17 protein-coding genes are annotated in these 16,975 nt (G+C 59.5%); 13 read left to right on the top strand and 4 right to left on the bottom strand.

The annotated features are described in order from the left end of the window. Positions 1 to 22: 22 nt before the first annotated feature. The 3 genes from C0398_04830 to C0398_04840 are packed head-to-tail and all read right to left on the bottom strand — an operon-like array spanning position 23 to position 3,424. Positions 23 to 1,420, bottom strand: a complete 1,398-nt coding sequence (locus C0398_04830) for a hypothetical protein (protein MBA4365315.1) — start codon at positions 1,418 to 1,420, stop codon at positions 23 to 25. A 25-nt stretch (positions 1,421 to 1,445) separates the two neighbouring features. Further along, positions 1,446 to 2,405: an ATP-dependent 6-phosphofructokinase gene (locus C0398_04835; protein MBA4365316.1), complete on the bottom strand. Its 960-nt coding sequence runs from the start codon at positions 2,403 to 2,405 to the stop codon at positions 1,446 to 1,448. 2 nt (positions 2,406 to 2,407) lie between these two features. Further along, a complete protein-coding gene (locus tag C0398_04840) occupies positions 2,408 to 3,424 on the bottom strand; it encodes a 6-phosphofructokinase (protein ID MBA4365317.1) in 1,017 nt (338 codons plus the stop codon). Positions 3,425 to 3,507: 83 nt separating this feature from the next. On the opposite strand from C0398_04840, the gene C0398_04845 reads away from it, so the two are divergent. From C0398_04845 to C0398_04900, 12 genes are all read left to right on the top strand, one after another. Beyond that, positions 3,508 to 5,007 (top strand): hypothetical protein, encoded by a 1,500-nt coding sequence (locus C0398_04845; protein MBA4365318.1) that lies wholly within the window; start codon positions 3,508 to 3,510, stop codon positions 5,005 to 5,007. A gap of 126 nt (positions 5,008 to 5,133) precedes the next feature. Next, positions 5,134 to 5,826: a hypothetical protein gene (locus C0398_04850; protein MBA4365319.1), complete on the top strand. Its 693-nt coding sequence runs from the start codon at positions 5,134 to 5,136 to the stop codon at positions 5,824 to 5,826. Positions 5,827 to 6,037: 211 nt separating this feature from the next. Beyond that, positions 6,038 to 6,766, top strand: coding sequence for a hypothetical protein (locus C0398_04855; protein MBA4365320.1), 729 nt, complete (start codon positions 6,038 to 6,040; stop codon positions 6,764 to 6,766). Between the two features lie 125 nt (positions 6,767 to 6,891). Then, positions 6,892 to 7,707, top strand: coding sequence for an undecaprenyl-diphosphatase (locus tag C0398_04860; GenBank protein MBA4365321.1), 816 nt, complete (start codon positions 6,892 to 6,894; stop codon positions 7,705 to 7,707). A 75-nt stretch (positions 7,708 to 7,782) separates the two neighbouring features. Beyond that, entirely contained in the window at positions 7,783 to 9,486 is a 1,704-nt protein-coding gene (locus C0398_04865) for a formate--tetrahydrofolate ligase (protein ID MBA4365322.1), read from the top strand. A 102-nt stretch (positions 9,487 to 9,588) separates the two neighbouring features. Further along, positions 9,589 to 10,167: a rubrerythrin family protein gene (locus C0398_04870; protein ID MBA4365323.1), complete on the top strand. Its 579-nt coding sequence runs from the start codon at positions 9,589 to 9,591 to the stop codon at positions 10,165 to 10,167. Positions 10,168 to 10,298: 131 nt separating this feature from the next. Beyond that, a complete protein-coding gene (locus C0398_04875; GenBank protein ID MBA4365324.1) occupies positions 10,299 to 10,970 on the top strand; it encodes a peptidylprolyl isomerase in 672 nt (223 codons plus the stop codon). 9 nt (positions 10,971 to 10,979) lie between these two features. Beyond that, on the top strand, positions 10,980 to 11,465 hold the full coding sequence (locus tag C0398_04880) for a peptidylprolyl isomerase (GenBank protein MBA4365325.1): 486 nt from the start codon (positions 10,980 to 10,982) through the stop codon (positions 11,463 to 11,465). A gap of 9 nt (positions 11,466 to 11,474) precedes the next feature. Beyond that, positions 11,475 to 12,317: a hypothetical protein gene (locus C0398_04885; protein MBA4365326.1), complete on the top strand. Its 843-nt coding sequence runs from the start codon at positions 11,475 to 11,477 to the stop codon at positions 12,315 to 12,317. A 9-nt stretch (positions 12,318 to 12,326) separates the two neighbouring features. Further along, a complete protein-coding gene (locus C0398_04890; protein MBA4365327.1) occupies positions 12,327 to 13,226 on the top strand; it encodes a hypothetical protein in 900 nt (299 codons plus the stop codon). Between the two features lie 100 nt (positions 13,227 to 13,326). After that, a complete protein-coding gene (locus tag C0398_04895) occupies positions 13,327 to 14,175 on the top strand; it encodes a hypothetical protein (GenBank protein ID MBA4365328.1) in 849 nt (282 codons plus the stop codon). 83 nt (positions 14,176 to 14,258) lie between these two features. Further along, on the top strand, positions 14,259 to 15,503 hold the full coding sequence (locus C0398_04900; protein ID MBA4365329.1) for a hypothetical protein: 1,245 nt from the start codon (positions 14,259 to 14,261) through the stop codon (positions 15,501 to 15,503). Between the two features lie 75 nt (positions 15,504 to 15,578). On the opposite strand, the gene C0398_04905 is transcribed toward C0398_04900, so the two are convergent. After that, a complete protein-coding gene (locus C0398_04905; protein MBA4365330.1) occupies positions 15,579 to 16,085 on the bottom strand; it encodes a hypothetical protein in 507 nt (168 codons plus the stop codon). 160 nt (positions 16,086 to 16,245) lie between these two features. On the opposite strand from C0398_04905, the gene C0398_04910 reads away from it, so the two are divergent. Next, positions 16,246 to 16,944, top strand: coding sequence for a hypothetical protein (locus tag C0398_04910; GenBank protein MBA4365331.1), 699 nt, complete (start codon positions 16,246 to 16,248; stop codon positions 16,942 to 16,944). Positions 16,945 to 16,975: the final 31 nt, after the last annotated feature.

Below are 16,975 nucleotides of genomic sequence, written 5' to 3' on the forward strand. Positions count from 1 at the left end.
TTTACCGGTTTCGAAGTCCGAGTCAAACACCAGGATTGATGATTCGCTGCATGCTGACAGTGAACGTAGCGCCCGCTCCCTCTGTACTCTCATAGGTGATGACGCCATTGTGAAAAGAGGCGATTTTCTGGGAAATGGGAAGGCCAAGGCCGGTGCCGTGTTCCTTGGTCGTGAAGAACGGGGTGAACATCTTGGGCTTGTCCTCATTCCTGATACCCGCACCGACATCGCGTACCTCGAGAATGACACGATCAGCTTCGATCCTTGCGGTGACGGTAACGACCCCACCGCCCTTATCCTGCATCGACTGTATGGCGTTCTGCAGCAGGTTCATGAACATCTGCTCGGTCTGGCGCGCATCCCATGTGACCATGACCTGTGGCACCTGGAGGTCGAGCGTGGCATGGCCGTCCTCGAACTGCTGCGCCATGAGCTCTCCCATCGATTCGAAGAACCCACGCAGGTCGAACTCGACCGGCTGAGGCGGCGCAGGGCGCCCGAAGGTGAGTAGGTCCTTGACCAGTAATTCGAGACGGTCGGCTTCGCTGCGGATAGGGATGATGTACTTGGCTTCGGGACGCCCCTGCAGCTTCTTCTCCAGAAGACCTGCATATCCCTTGATGCTTGTAAGAGGGTTGCGTACCTCGTGGGCGATACCGGCTGTGAAGATGCCGAGCGTCTTGAGGGCCTCGGTCTGCTTCGCTTCTTCAATGCTCCGCTTGAGTGAGTGTGCCAGGTCGGCGACCGCGCGCGAGATCTCTCCCAGTTCCCCTCCACCGCGTGGCACGCGCGTGTCCAGGTTGGTCTTGAGTTGGACGACGCTGCGGCGAAGGGACAACAGGCGTATCAGGAAGAAGGTCAGCAGGATGATTGTCGCTGCGCCACTCAGCGCGATGGAGACAGTCGAAGTCTTGAAGGCCTCGAAACGGACACGCTGCAACGGAGCGAGGACCTGAGGCATGTCCCTGTCGACGACCAGATAGCCGAGAGTCCGTGTGCCTGCCTTCAAGGGAAGAGCGACGGTCAGCTTGGGCAGCGGGTTACGCGACCCATCGGTCAGGTAGACGAGACTTGGCGTGAAGAGGCTGACCTGGTATCCGATGCTGACACGTGGGAAGTTTCCCTTGAACACATCGATGTAGTCATAATAGGACTTCGAGAGGAAGACGCTCACCAATTCGTTCTGCTTGCTCTGGCTCAGCTTGTCGAACTTGTAGCTGCTGGACAGTTCGCGATACATGCGGTTCCAGCGTTCGACGGCCTGCGATCCTATGGCCTGGAGGGTCTCGCTTTCCTTCTTGACGAGTTCGTCCTGAAACTCGAAGATGAGGCGGTTGCTCAGAATCGCCATCGAGACGCCCACGATGAGCAGGGCAGTCACAATAATCTGGAAGGTCAGCGACTTGAAGACTCGACCCAATTGGTCCTCCTGGGATGAAACAAGGTCAGATGGATACTCGCTTCAGCAGTTCCACAAGCTCTGGCTTGAGAAGGTTGCGCCGGGTGACTGCTTCGAGCGTCTCCTGAAGGACAATATGCCCGTCGCGTGTTCCTGCGACGACACCCGAGCGGCCTTCACTGAGAGCGACAACTGCCGCTTCGCCCGATGTACTGGCCAGGATGCGGTCGAAGCGCGTGGGGCTCCCCCCTCGCTGGACGTAGCCGAGGACGGTCGCCCTGCACTCCACCGGCAGGTTGGCATCGATATAGTGCGACAGTTCCTCTGCATGCCCTGCGCCTTCTGCCATGACGATGATGTGGTGTTTCTTCTGCGCCATGACGTCATCGTGCAGGCGTGTGATGAGTTTGGGGATGCTGAAGGGCAATTCCGGGGTCAGAACGATGTCGGCGCCCGTCGCCAGAGCGGCTTCGAGTGCAATGGAGCCATTGTCCCTGCCCATGACCTCGACGACAAACACGCGGTCGTGAGACTCCGCCACGTCGCGAATACGGTCGATGGCGTCGATGGCGATGTTGACAGCAGTATCAAACCCGATGGTGTAGTCAAACCCATACAGGTCGTTGTCGATGGTCGACGCGACCCCGACGACGGGAACACCCAACTGGCCGAGCAGGTAACCACCCGTCTGTGAGCCGTTGCCCCCGATGATGACCAGGCCGTCCAGCCGGTTCTGCTGGGCGACGAGCGCTGCCTGCTTGCGGCCCTCCTCAGTACGGAACAGTTCACTGCGGGCACTCTTGAGCATCGTGCCTCCGAGTTCCAGGATGCCGGAGACGCTGCGTGCGTTGAGCTCTATCCAGGTGTTGGATACCAGTCCGTCGTAGCCGCGCTCGAACCCGACTGCCTCGACTCCCATCGACGCAGCCGTACGTGCAACTGCGCGAATGGCAGCATTCATGCCGCTGGCGTCGCCACCGCTGGTCAGAAGTCCGATGCGTTTCATGGCTACTTGGAGAAGACCTTCAGGAGGTCGACCCACTCCTGAGGGACCGTTTTGAGCTTGCCAACGGCTTCAATGAGCGGAATTGCGGTCACTTCGGTGCCGCGGAGAGCAGCCATCTTGCCGAATTCGCCGTCATGGATCATCTCGACGGCTTTCACGCCGACGCGGGATCCCAGGATGCGGTCGAACAGGGTGGGACTTCCTCCCCGCTGGATGTGCCCTATCGTGGCCGAACGAGTCGAGATTCTCGTCTTCTCCTCGACGATCCTGGCCACTTCCGGCCCCACACCCCTGTCCTGCAGCAGCATGTGGCCGAAGTCGTCCAGTTTCTCGCTGGTGGCCTGTGTGACTTCTACACCCTCACTCACGACGATGAAGGCGTACTTCTTGCGCCTGTAGGCGGTCATGACCTGGCGCACCAGGGCGTCCCAGTCGACGGGGACCTCGGGGATGAGTGTGTAGTCGGCTCCTGAGCCGATGCCGGTATAGAGTGCAACCCATCCAGCATATCTGCCCATGACTTCCAGGATGATGATGCGCCGATGGGACAGTGCAGTGTCCTTCAGCCTTCGCGAAGCGTCGAGAGCAACACTCACTGCCGTGTCGAATCCGAATGTGAAGTCCGTTCCTGACAGGTCATTGTCCATCGTCTTCGGAACGCCGACGACCTTGACGCCCAGCGCTGCAAGCTTGGTGGCTACACCCAGTGTGTCGTCCCCACCAATGGCGATGACGGCATCCAGACCCAGGGCTGCAATGTTGGCAATGAGCTGCTGTACAAGAGAGGGGTCCTTGAATGGGTTGGTCCGCGACGTCCCAAGGATGGTGCCGCCACGGTCGATGATCTCGTCGACGCGCGCGAGGTCCAGCGGTTCGGTCTCACATGAGAGAAGTCCCTGCCAGCCTCCGACAAGGCCAATGCACTCGTCTCCGTAGTCGATGGCTCTAAACACCGCACCACGTATCGCCGGGTTCAGCCCGGAGCAATCCCCGCCGCCTGTCAGGATTCCAATTTTCATCTGTAAGTCGACCCCCATTCGTACATACTACTATAGATATAGTGCGCCTCTATTGTAGGGTGGCGACAGGATGAGTCAAGGCGATGTTGTGGAGTGCGAATCTCGTGGTCGAGGGCCAATCGAAGGACGCGCGCGTGTCCGTTGGGGAGGTTGCCGTGAATCGTAGATGGGTCGTTCTGGTCCTGGTCATTGTCACCGCTGCGGGCTGCAGACCCCGGACCATATGGCCGGGTGTGGACAAGGCCGTGTCTGCAGTGGACGCACAGCGTGCTCACGATGCTGTCGTCGAGCTTGCTTCACCGGCCTATGCCGGTCGCCGTACGGGCACGACCGGCGAGGCACAGGCTGCTGCATGGATCGCTTCACAGTTCAAGGCGATTGGCCTGCGAGAACCTCCCGGGTTCAAGGAGTATCTTGCCACGTATGAGGCACCCCTGTACGTGGTGAGTTCATTCACGGGTATCAAGGCGACTGGAACGCGCGGTGAGTCGTTCCTCGGTGGCCGCGGCATGGCGATCCCGTATGCTGGAAATGGGAGCGTTGAGGCCGATGCTGTGCTTGCGGGGTTTGGGGTTCAGATGACGGGCTATGACGAGTATGCTGGCCTGGACGTCGCGGGAAAGGTCGTGGTCCTGTTGCGCTACAGCGCCCCGGTGCGTTCTGTACCCGAATCGCAGACGTACCTGGCGGCCAAGGTCGGGAGCGCCGCCGCACATGGCGCCGCCGGCGTGCTCATCCTCGACATGCCTTCGGCGCCCAATCCGTTCGACATGCATGGCCAGTTCGTGTCAGCCCTTCCCGATGCACCCGTGTCGGCTCTCATATCCGTGGCTGGAGCGCGTTCTGTGTTCTGGGCGGCAGGGCTCTCCTTCGACGACATAGCGGCACAGGCATGGGCAGGCCAGGTCGTTTCACGCGACCTCAATCTGAAGGTTTCCTTTGGCATCACGGCATCATGGAATCCGGACGCAACTGCTTCCAACGTTGCCGGCGTGCTGCTCGGGACTGACAACACGCGGCCGATTATGGTTTGCGCACACTTCGATCACCTGGGGACCGACCGCTCGGGCGTGATGTACCCTGGAGCCGACGACGACGCGTCGGGCGTCGCCGTCATGCTGGAGATGGCGCATTCGATGGTCTCGCTGGGCGCGGTCCCCCCGATATCGATCTGGTTTGTCGCTTTCAGCGGGGAGGAAGAAGGACTGCTGGGGTCTGCTGCCTTTGTGACAGCAGCCCCCGAGCTGGCTGAATCGTTGTCCGCTGTGCTGGACCTGGACATGATGCGGTCGACGTCGGTCCTCGGGGTAGCGATCGATCCATCCGACCAGGCGATCATGACTGCTGTCTCAGGCGCAATCCAGGATGGCGCCTCACTCGCGATCATCCCCTGGACAGGGGGATCGGACCATGAGACGTTCAGCCAGCTCGGCGTTCCCAGCTGCATGTTCTCGGCGCACGGGAGAGAAGCTCCATGGTACCATGCCACCACTGACACGGCGGAGGACCTCCCCGCGGCTGTCCTCGGCACGGCTGCGCGTGACGTGCTTCGGGTGGTCTGGGAGCTCATCGGAAGTCTGTGACTTTAGGAGTCCCGGAGGTCTTGGTTTGCAGGTGTCGTGGTGGCTTCCACTCCGAGGATGTGTATAGTATCAAGTGGACGTGATGAGCGCGCACCATGTCGGGGGTGGGCTCCGGCGAGGAGATGAATGCTTATGGAGAATGTTCTGAACAGTCTTGGGCTGGCGCTGCTGTTTGTCGTCCTTGGGGTTCCGCTGATGCTGGGAAAAGTCAAACGCAACGGCTTCTACGGTGCCCGGTTCCCTGCCACCATGGCGGACGACCGCGTCTGGGACGTCGTGAACCGGAAGTGTGGAGTCCTGTTTGTCGCTGGGGGAGCGGTGGCCGGGATCGTCGACCTGCTTGCTGTCGCCGGGGTTGTCACGCGCGATGCGGGGCTGTATGTTGCGGGAGCCCTGGTGGTCTATATCCTCATTGCGGGTGTCTGGCTGTGGCGCTACTCCGAACAGGTTGCGCGGGACAGTGGCGTCACTGCCCGTGACGTGGAGGTCGGCAGGACCACGCCTCTCCTGGTCGCCGTCAGCTGTTTCGCCATCGGCATCGTCGGGGTCCTGTCGGCGTTCTCCACGCCCAATCCGTGGCTTGGGTTTCGTGTGCCTGCGACGCTCGCCGATCCTGCGGTCTGGCATCAGGTCAACCTCAAGGCGGGACTGACCCTTGCCGTCTTGTCCGGCGTCTTCGGGTTCATGTTCCTCGGCCTGCGCGGCATGACCGAAGACGAGCGAAAGCGGCTGTTCTCAGGCCTGTTCGTTGGCTGGCTCGCCGCAATTATCCTCGTGGCAGTCGCGGGCACCTTGTTTGCAAACAGCCTCGTGCGCTGAGGGATGTCGTTCTCGTGGAGACCGGCGGCCGTCATAAGTATGGCATCTCACCCGAAGACGAAGTTGAATTCATCGGCGATCTGCGTTCCCGTCTTCAATTGTGAACAGCGTTGGGGTCAGGCACTATGAGCGTTCACAATTGCGCTGCGGCGCTGACGACGTATCCTGAACGCAGGGAGGCCGTGGACGGCTTGCCTGTGGAGGAACGCTGATGTGCAGGATGTTTGGAATGGTCGCCACGATGTCACAATCTATAGCTCCCTGGATGATGGACATCGAACCTTCGCTACGTTCACTGGCGGTTGCCGACAAGTCCGGTGAGGGCAATCCCGACGGCTGGGGTATCGGATGGTATGACGGTGAACAGGACGGCCCCCGTGTTGTCAGGGAACCGGGACCTGCAAACGAATCGCCACTCTTCGAGCTGACCGCTCGCGAGGTCAGTGCCCGCATTGCTCTTGCTCACATCCGCCGCAGCAGTGGTACGTCCCGCCGGCTGGCCAACACGCACCCGTTCGTCGCGCACCGCTGGACATTCTGCCACAACGGGCACTGTTCGCGCGAACGTCTGATAGAGCACCTCCTGCCCAGGTTCAGGAACGGCCTTGAAGGTGAAAATGACAGTGAAGTCTACTTTGCGTTGCTGCTGCAGCATCTCGAGTCGGCGGCCGATCCCCTCGACGCTCTGAGGGGCGCCGTCCACGAGGTGGCGTCCGTCGGGGACTTCACCGGCCTCAACTTCCTGCTGTGCGACGGACGACGCATGTATGCCTTCCACTACAGCACTGATCCAGAGCGACACAGCATGTACCTGCAACACCAGCATGGCAGAGAACTCGTCGCCAGCGAACCCCTGGGCACCGGTCCCTGGGAGGAGTTGCCCAACGGCTCGCTGGCTATCCTGACGGCCGCCGGGCACACACTCGCTTCTCTGATCTGAAGCCAGGCCGGACGGAACGGCCCGAACAAGGATTTGGCCGTTCTCTGGAAGCCGTTTCTTTGCTTTTTGGAGGCGTTTGTCTACCATATGGCATATGTCTGAGGTCATACCTGGAGGTACCACCGATGGTACTGTGGAAAAGCATTGTGCTCGGAATTGTACAGGGGCTGACCGAGTTCCTGCCTGTCAGCAGCTCGGGGCATCTGGTCGTGTTCTCGGGACTCCTCAAGGCCGATTCGACGCTGGCCTTTGACGTGGCCTTGCACTTCGGCAGCCTCATCGCCCTGATCATCTTCTTCTGGGGTGACATCACGGGCCTGTTCCAGGGATTCCTCTACACGTTCCGTGAGAGCCTGTCTCATGACGAAGCGCGCAAGCGCAACATGTTCTGGCTCATCGTCATGTCCATCATCCCGTCCGGAGTCGTCGGTGTCCTGTTCGGTGCGACCATCGAGAAGGCTTTTGCCAGCTACTACGTCGTGGCGGCCATGTTCCTGGTCACTGCTGTCCTGCTGGTTCTGCAGCGTTTTTCGTCGACGACCAGGACGATCCGCGAGGTCGGCTGGAAGGATGCGGTGGCCATTGGTATCGCGCAGGTGTTCGCGTTGCTCCCGGGCCTTTCGCGCAGTGGAACGACGATGTCCGTCGGCGTTTACAGGGGTCTCAAGCAGGAGGATGCCGCCCATTTCAGCTTCCTCATGGCCATCCCCACCATTGCGGGCGCGGCAGTCTTCAAGCTCAAAGACTTTCTGCGGGCGGGCATGTCCTCAAGCGCCCTCACTGAGGTCGGTATCGGTGTCGTCGTCAGCGTGCTGACCAGCCTCGTCGCGATTGGGCTGCTGCTCAAGGTTGCACGGAAGGGAAAGATGCAGTGGTTTGCGCTCTATTGTGTCGCTGCGTCGGTCTTCACGTTTGCAGCTCACTATTTCGGTCTTGTCTGAGCCTCTGCGGGTGCGGGGGAACCAGATTGAGGGTACAATAATAAGAACTACCACGTGAAAGGGGGAGTGTGACCTATGTTCGAAAAAGCATCCAACAAGTACAACATCGGCGATCTTGCACGGTCGCTCGGTATTCGTGACGAGGAGGTCGATTTCTTTGGCAAGTACATGGGCAAGATCGACTACCATATCCTTCAGCGTTTGCAGGATAGACCGGATGGCAAGTACATCGATGTGACAGCTGTCACGCCGACACCGTTTGGTGAAGGCAAGACGGTCACGACCATTGGATTGGGCATGGCACTGAACAAACAGGGATTCAAGACGGTCAACACACTGCGCGAACCGTCCATGGGTCCAGTCTTTGGTATCAAGGGCGGTGGAACGGGTGGTGGCAAGTCTTCTCTCTTTCCGATGGAGCAGATCAACCTGCACTTCACGGGCGACATTCATGCAGTAGAGACAGCAACCAACCTGCTGGCTGCAGTCGTGGACAACCATATCTCCCAGGGAAACGAACTGGACATCGATCCACAGAGCATCAGTTGGCGCCGGACCATGGACGTAGAAGACCGGTCGATGCGCAAGCTCACGATTCAGCTCACAGAGAAGAAAGACGGCGTCAAGACAGAGACGTCGTACGAGACCGGCTTCGACATTGCCGCCGCCTCGCCCATCATGGCCATCATGGGTCTGACGACGGGATTCGAAGATCTGCACGAGCGTCTGTCGGAGATTGTCGTTGCGCGGAGCCGTAATGGGGCCTCTGTGACGGTCGCGGACCTGCGCGCAACCGGGGGCCTGGCCGCTGTCCTCAAGGATGCCATCTATCCCAACTTGGTTCAGACCGAAGAAGGCACGCCGTCCTTTGTTCACATCGGACCATTCGCCAACATTGCCTTTGGCAACAACTCGGTGCTGTCCGACCGTATTGCACTGAAACTTGGTGACTATGTCGTGACAGAGAGCGGGTTTGGTGCCGACATGGGTTTCGAGAAGCTCATGGACATCAAACTTCGACAGGCCGGCATGAAGGGGCCTGACTGTGTGGTCATCGTTGCCACAGTCCGCGCGCTGAAGATGCACGGCGGGGCGTTTAGTGTCAGGCCAGGCAAGAAGCTTGATCCCGCTCTTGTTTCAGCTGTCAATATGCCGGCACTTGAGCTGGGCTGCGAGAACCTCCGGGTGCATATCGAGAACATTCGTTCGTATGGTCTGCCAGTTGTTGTCGCCATCAACCGATTCCCGGACGACACCGCTGAAGAGGTAGCGATGGTTCAGGCCAAAGCTCTGCAGTTCGGTGCGCTGGCCGCCGTTCCGCACACGTTCTTTGTGGATGGCAGCGAGGGTGGCCTGGAACTGGCACGCGCCGTCCAGGAAGTGGCATCGACATCTCACGTGGGAGCCATCCACTACCCATACGAGTTGACCGATACCATCGAGGACAAGATGCGCAAACTGGTCCGTACGATCTACCGTGCCGGTGACATCGAACTGACACCTGTGGCGGTCGAGCGCATCAAGGAGTTCACTGCGGCCGGCTATGACAAGTGGCCCATCTGCATGGCGAAGACACATTTATCGATCAGTCATGACCCCGACGTCAAGGGTGCACCATCTGGATACCTGTTCCCGATTCGCGACATTCGCGCCGCGACCGGTGCGCGTTTCCTGTACCCATTGGGTGGAACGATGCAGACCATGCCGGCACTCTCCAAGGTTCCTGCAATGGTGAATATCGACGTGACCGGAGACGGTGTCATCACCGGCCTTCGCTAATCTGTGAAACCCGACCGGTACTGTGAATATTCCCCTTTGTGCCGTCCGTGGTCATTGGATACAATGAAGTGTAGCAGCACAACTCGCGCATGGAGGTGAGCGTTGAAACAGACATTTCTCAATCTAGGTGCAGCTTTTGTCGGTGAATCCATGGCCCGCAACCGGTACACCATGTACAACAAGGTGGCCCGGACCGAAGGGTTTGAGCAGATAGCAGGGATCTTCGCTGAGACCGCCGAACAGGAACGGGAGCATGCCACCATCCTGTTCCATTTTCTCCAGGACATCAAGCAGGAGAACGGCGGGGAACTGACGCTTGCAAGTGCGGAAGTCCCGCTGGTGCTGGGGACAACGGCCGAGAACTTGCAGGCGGCCATCGACGGTGAACACTATGAGACGACGACGATGTACCCGGGCTTTGCCGACGTTGCCGATCAGGAAGGCTACAATGCAATCGCCTTGCGCCTGCGTGCCATTGCGGTAGCTGAAGCCCATCATGAAGAGCGCTACGGCAAGTTGCTGAAGGAAGTCAAGGCCCACTCCGTCTTCAAGAAGGATCACAAGATCGTCTGGGTCTGTCGTGAGTGTGGGTACGTCTATGAGGGAACCGAGGCGCCGACCAAGTGCCCCGCGTGCCAACATGCGCAGAGCTTCTATCAAGTCAAGTCAGAGGACTACTAGCGTCAGAGAACCAGTAATGGGGCCTGCTTCGGCAGGCCCCTTTGCGTCAGACGGCGCGCGAACACGCGCATCGACAACTGCTTCGTCTGTTCGCCGAATCAACTTCGAGACTGTCAGGAGTGAAACCACCGATGAGCACCAATAAGAAGAAAGTTGCACCGAAGGTGAGTCGGACGCAGGAACTGCAGAAGAAGTATCCGGGCCACAAGCCCATTCCGCCGAGCACGCGCACGGTGGTCATTACAGTGGCAGCGACAGTAATCCTGTCGCTGTTGCTTGTGTTCGTCGTCCTCAAGAAGGCTCAAGCCCCGCAGGTGGCAGGGAACAAATACGTTGTGCTGGAGACCAGCATGGGTACGATCAAGCTTGAACTCTACGGGGACAAAGCGCCCAGGACCGTCACCCAGTTTCTCGAGAACGTCACGGGAGGAAAGTACGACGGTCTGACGTTTCATCGGGTCGTCAAGGGATTCATGATCCAGGGCGGGGATCCCAATGGCAACGGCACGGGAGGCGGAGCGATCCCCTTTGAGAAGACAGACGTCAGCCACGTCCGGGGCGTCATCTCCATGGCATCGTCGCAGGCGGGAGTCACGCAGTCGGATATGCAGTTCTTCATCATGCACGGCGACTACACCGGACTGGACGGTACGTTCGCAGCGTTTGGCCACGTTGTCGAAGGAATGGACGTCGTGGACCAGATCGCCAGCGTCCCTGTCGGGCCGAACCCCAACATGCCCGACGAAATGTCCTCCCCTCTGACCGGAATCATGATCATCCAGGCGACCGAAGTCGCCAACTAGGAGCGTCACATGGAAGAAGAGAACAAGTTCGTCCGTATGGAAACGTCCAAAGGTGCGATGACACTCGAACTGTACGCCGCCCGGGCGCCCAAGACTGTCGAGCGGTTCATGGTGGCCGTCACCGCCGGCACGTATGACGGTCTCAAGTTCCATCGCATCATCAAGGACTTCATGGTTCAGGGTGGCGACCCACAGGGCAACGGCACGGGCGGCGGCAGCGTCAAGTTCGAGGGCTCCGACGTCAAGCACGTTCCCGGCGTCATCAGCATGGCGGCTCAGCAAGCGCGCGTCGATCAGTCCGACATGCAGTTTTTTATCATGACCAGCACATCTGACCAGTTGGATGGCAACTACACCGCGTTCGGACATGTGACTGAAGGCATGGACGTTCTGGCGGCTATCGCGGCGACACCCGTCGCCCAGGCGCAGTGGGGCGAGCGTTCACATCCTGTGGAGGACGTGCGCATCGTCAAGGCGTCCGAGATTCTCGACTAGGAGGAATCTATGGCTATTCACATCGTAACGGACTCCACAAGCACCCTTCCCACCGGATTTGCTGAGCAGCACAATCTTCCCGTCGTGCCGCTCAAGGTCTCAGTTGACGGTGTTTTTTTCCGTGAGTTTGTGGAGATATCTCCTGATACGTTCTACGCGAAGCAGAAAGCCGGCGCGAAGTGTGGAACAACACAGCCGTCCCCAGAGGATTTCATCGGGGTCTACACCAAGTTGCTCGCAAACCCGGACGACGAAGTGCTGAGCATTCACCTTTCATCTGCCATGAGCGGAACGCTCAACAGTGCCTACATTGCTGCCGAACAAACAGATCCTCGGCGCGTTCATCTGTACGATGTACGGACGATTGCCCCCGGGTTTGGGCTGATGGTCATGAAAGCAGTCAAGCTGGTACAGGGCGGCGCAAGTATCCAGGATGTGACAGAGATGCTGGACAAGATGCAGTTGCGTACTCACACGTACTTTCTGGTCGGTACCATGAAGTATCTGATCGAGGGCGGGCGCATCGGCAAGGCGGCAGGCGTCGCAGCCAGTATCCTGCAGATCAAGCCCATCCTCACGGTCAAGGACGGTATTGTCGATGTGTTCGAACGGCCGCGAACTATGCGGACAGCCCGAGACCGCATGTGGGCAATCATCGACCAGGCGGTCGTACGTGGTATCGAGCATATAGGGTTTCACTATGCGGGCAACAGAGCCGAGGTCGAGGCAATGCAAACTGAGTTCACGAAGCGCACGGGAATTCCGTCCGTCCTCAGCCAGCTCGGTCCTGTCGTCGGGTGTCATACGGGACCCGAGACCGTAGCGGTCGTCATCGTCGACAAAGCAGTCTGAACATGAAGGCTGACCGGGGCGCAGCGGCGAATCCTGACAGAACTGGTCGGAAAAAGGGGGCCAAATGTGAGCATCCATATCGTAACGGATTCCACAAGCTACCTTCCCATTGGTTTTGCTGAACAGTACGACCTGTCCGTCGTACCGGTCAAGGTTTCGGTCGACGACGTCTTCTTCCGCGAGTTTGTGGAGATATCTCCTGATGTCTTCTACGCGAAACAAGCAGCCGGAGCCAGGTATGGCACCACACAGCCCGGCCCCGAAGATTTCATCGATGTCTACACCAGATTGCTCGCAAACCCGGACGGCCAGGTGCTGAGCATTCACCTGTCATCCCGAGTGAGCGGGACGCTCAACAGCGCGCACATTGCAGCCGAGCAGACCGATCCCAGGCGTATCCATCTCTATGATTCGCGGTCGTCAGGTCTCGGGCTCGGGTTCATGGTCATGGAGGCTATCAAGCTTGTTGTGGGAGGAGCCGGCATCGACGCCATCATCACAATGCTGGACGGGATGCAGCCACGCACGCATATCTACTTCCTCGTCGGTACCATGAAGTATCTCATCAAGAGCGGGCGTATCGGGAAGGCGGCGGGCATCGCTGCCAGTATCCTGCAGATCAAGCCCATCCTCACGGTCAAGGACGGTATAATCGATGTGTATGACCGGCAGCGAACCATGCGGGCCGCTCTAAACCGTATCTGGGCGCTCATCGACCAGGCGGCCGTACGGGGCATCGAGCACATTGGGTTCCACTACGTGAGCAACAGGGCCGAGGTCGAGGCAATGCAGACTGAGTTCACGAGGCGCACAGGGATTCCGTCCGTCCTCAGCCAGCTGGGGCCGGGCGTCGGGTGTCATATGGGACCCGAGACGTTGGGCGTTGTTATCGTCGACAAAGTAGTGTAATGTAAGATGCAGGGAAAGAAGTCCCCCGTTAACGATCATGTGAGCAGGTCCGCTGTCTCCGCCGGCGGGATGACTGCACAAGCGGAGAAAGGAGCCGACAATGGCCATCCACATCGTAACAGACAGCACGGCGTGCCTGCCGCAAGGGTATGCCGAAGAGCACGGCGTCACCGTCGTTCCACTCAAGGTCTCACTCGACGGTGAGTACTTCCGCGACGGCATCGACATTGCGAACGACGAGTTCTACCGCCGCCTCGTGGCAGGCGCGAAGGCGGATAGCACGCAGCCGTCACCTGAGGAATTCGCCTCCGCATATCGCGCCATTCTGGACAAGGATCCCGAAGGAGACATCATCTCGCTTCACATCAGTTCACGCATGTCGGGTACGCTCAACTCCGCTCTCACCGGGCGCAACCAGCTGGACACGGCTCACGTCCAGTTTGTGGACACATTGAATGCTGCTCTTGGTGTCGGATTTCCGACGATGCGAGCAGTGGAGCTCGCCGAAGCAGGGGTGTCGCTGTCGCAGGTCATCGCAGAAGTGGAGGCGCTGGTTCTGCGGACCCATACCTACTTCGTGCTCGACTCCCTCAAATACCTCGAGAGAGGCGGGCGCATCGGAAAGGCTGCTGCCATCGCCGCCAGCGTCCTGAAGATCAAGCCCATCCTCAGCTTCATCGAGGGGGTCACGGATGTCGTGGACCGTCCCCGCACCAAGAAGGTTGCGCTGGAACATCTGTGGGCAATCATCGACAAGCATGTGCAGAAGGGCGTCGAGTATGTGGGGTTCCACTACGGCGCCAACCGGGTCGAGCTGGAGGACTTCCAGCGTGAGTTCACGTCCAGGTACAACGTGCCGAGCATGCTGACCCAGTTAGGACCTGTCGTCGGAAGGCAGTCGGGACCCGACATGATCGGAGTCGTCATTACGGAGAAGAAGCCACAATAGCCGACAACGGACGGGAAGAGACCATGATCTACGCCATCGCCGCGCTATGTGACTGGCTTGGCGCCAAGCGCGTCGCCATGCGGTTGTTTGCTGCTGCTCCACGTTCAGACTACGCCGCCTGGTGGGGGGCGGTCGGTCTCATGCAGACCGGCAGGGATGAGGAGGCACTGGGCCTCCTGACACGCGTACGCGCCATTCATCCCGGATGGAAGCGCACCAAGCGCCTGCTGGCAACGCTGTACCTTCGTCGCGACCCCGAGAAAGCCGTTCAGCTCTATAGTCCCCCGATGGGCATCTGGGAAGAAGTCATCCTGGGTGACCTGCTCTACTTCTTTCTTCACCGCGAGGATGAGGGTGTGCAATGGTGGCGTCAGGCGTACACGAAGGTGGACTGGAAGAGTGCCCGCGAACTCGACAATCCCGCGCGTCTCCTCCTCAAAAGGCTGTGTCGCATCACCAGCGATCCTGTGCTGCTCGAGCGGTTTGCGGAGCTGGACACCGACAACTTCCGCCAACAGCACATCGTTGCCTACGTCGACATCCTGGCATCGCGCGGCGAGCTGGACAAGGCGAGGGAGATGCTCGACCGTGGTTTCTATCTCTATCGCGGGGACCCGATGCTGACAGCGTGCTGGGAGAGGCTCGGATTCGGCCGGCTTCCTTCGTACAAGGTGAAGACCTCGGGGACGGCGGCCGTCCGACACAACGTGTACACCGGGCTGCTCACCGAGGTGAGCGACCTCTCGTCGATCGTGGACAGGGTTCATCAGGAGCACCCGACGGGCGTCGTTACGATTGCCAGCAGCGTGATGACCATGTGCGAGGGAACGCTGATGTGGACCCCCACGTTCAAGCCGTCACGCCTGGCGCGTTTCCTCGGCCCCTGCACAGGGCACGGCGGCGGGAAGTTCATTCACTGGTACAGCTATCCGATGGAAGCAGCCTGGAAGGTGCAGGCGTACATCGAACTCGCAGGGACGTTCCGCGTCCTTCTCGGGGCAGGCGCCACGGTACTGGGAAAGCTGCTGCACCGCAAGGGATGGTTCTATGCGGTCGTCGGCCCGGTGGCCAAGGCCGTGGACAGCGATAAGGTCATGCCATACGACGCCTGTCTCGTCCCCGGACCACTGGACGTGAAGACCAGCATCAGGCGCCTCGAGCGCACAGGCGCACGTATCAGCGTGGTGGACGTCAACGATGTCTTCGGCGCGGAGATCGTTGCGTCGACCGAAGGCGTCGACCAGGACTGGCTCAGGCGGTCGCTGGAGGACAACCCGGCGGGCAATGACGATTCTATGACGCCTATCGTCGTGGTGATGCCAGAGTAGCCGGCAGGGAACATACGCAATGAAAAGGGCGAGAGCATCACTGCTCCCGCCTCGTGCATTTCGTATGTCCTGAGGTCAGTTGGCCGCTGGGGTCTCCGGCAACACACCGGCATAGACGACAAGCTGGGTCGCCTCCGTCGTTGTGCCGTCGGACGAGACCGGCGTCACAACCAGGACCACAAGCGACTTGTTGACATATCCCTCGCAGACCGTCGTGTCGCCAAAGCTGGTGTTCTCGACGTCACCTGCAAAACCTTGCCGGCGCAGCCAGGTGTCGATATTCACAGCTTCGTCCGAGGTCGCCGACTTGGCGATCATGACGACGCCCGAAAGAGTCAGCCTCGTTGGGTTGCCCTCGCCCGTGGCGACATACCAGTCGAAGCTGCGCGGCACAGCCATCGAGAACTTGAGGCTGCTGTTTGCCTTCAGGTCGCTCAGGAGCTGCCGGGCGGGTGCGATGTCCACCGTGGGAACATTTGTTCCCCTTTGCTGGCCTCCGTGCCCGATCATGTACCATGCAACGCCGGCCGCGACGATCAGCACGGCCAGCAGAACGACCAGCACCTTGATTGCGATTTTCATACAGCAAAACCCCCAGACTCTTGTCAAATGGATGGTTCATTGTACCACATCCGAGACCGCTTCAACCGTGGAAAAGAGATGATACTCCAATGTCATGGACGTTGCCCGAGGCGTCAAAGTTCCGCAGGCACGTGTTGACGTTTTATCCAGCAGGCCTAGCATGATTGGTACAGGTCTGTCGAAGTCGGAGGTACCTCGCATGCAGATCGAAATGGCGTGGCGCGACGAACGGGTCAACGTGTTCGCTCTGAGCGGCGTGAGCATGGGCATACGCCTCGAGCCGCAGTTGTTCGTCTGCAAGAAACGCCCCATCGGACACCGTGGCCCGTTTGTCCTCGACCCGCGCAAGGGTCGCCCTCGATTTCAGTTGTCGCAGCTCGGCGCCACAGCTCAGGAGCAAGCCAATCAGACCGAGTATGCGCTATCGTATGTGGCCGAAGTGGACAGCTACGTGCATATCCCCGTCAATTATGCAGTGTTCGCGGGATTGTGTGCTGAGGGTTGGTTCTCGCTGTGGAACCCCTCGGCGCCACTGGCCTACTTCGAAGATTTGCAGGAAGGGTACCTCGCACTGATGCGGGTCTCATGCCTTGACGCTGAGGTCCCCGAGCAACTGCTCGAGCACGGCCGGTCCGGTGCCAACTTCATCTACTACCTCGACCCACCCGTCACTGTGCAGAAGCTGCACCCCATCCTCCGTCCCTATATGTATGAGCGCCGCAAGGGCGAACTCATAGCCTTCCTGTCCGAACACAACTGGCTCCTCGGCGAGGAAGGTCCGACCGTAGCAGCTGAACTGGAGACAGAAAGCCTGTTTGACGTGACGGAGTTGCCTGAGAAGACTGCTCGAAGAAGATAGGAGAGGACCGAAATGAAACAGTACGAAGCCG

Origin of the sequence: Coprothermobacter sp., from assembly GCA_013824685.1 — a bacterium.
In the GTDB taxonomy this organism is placed as follows: Bacteria; Caldisericota; Caldisericia; order Cryosericales; family Cryosericaceae; genus Cryosericum.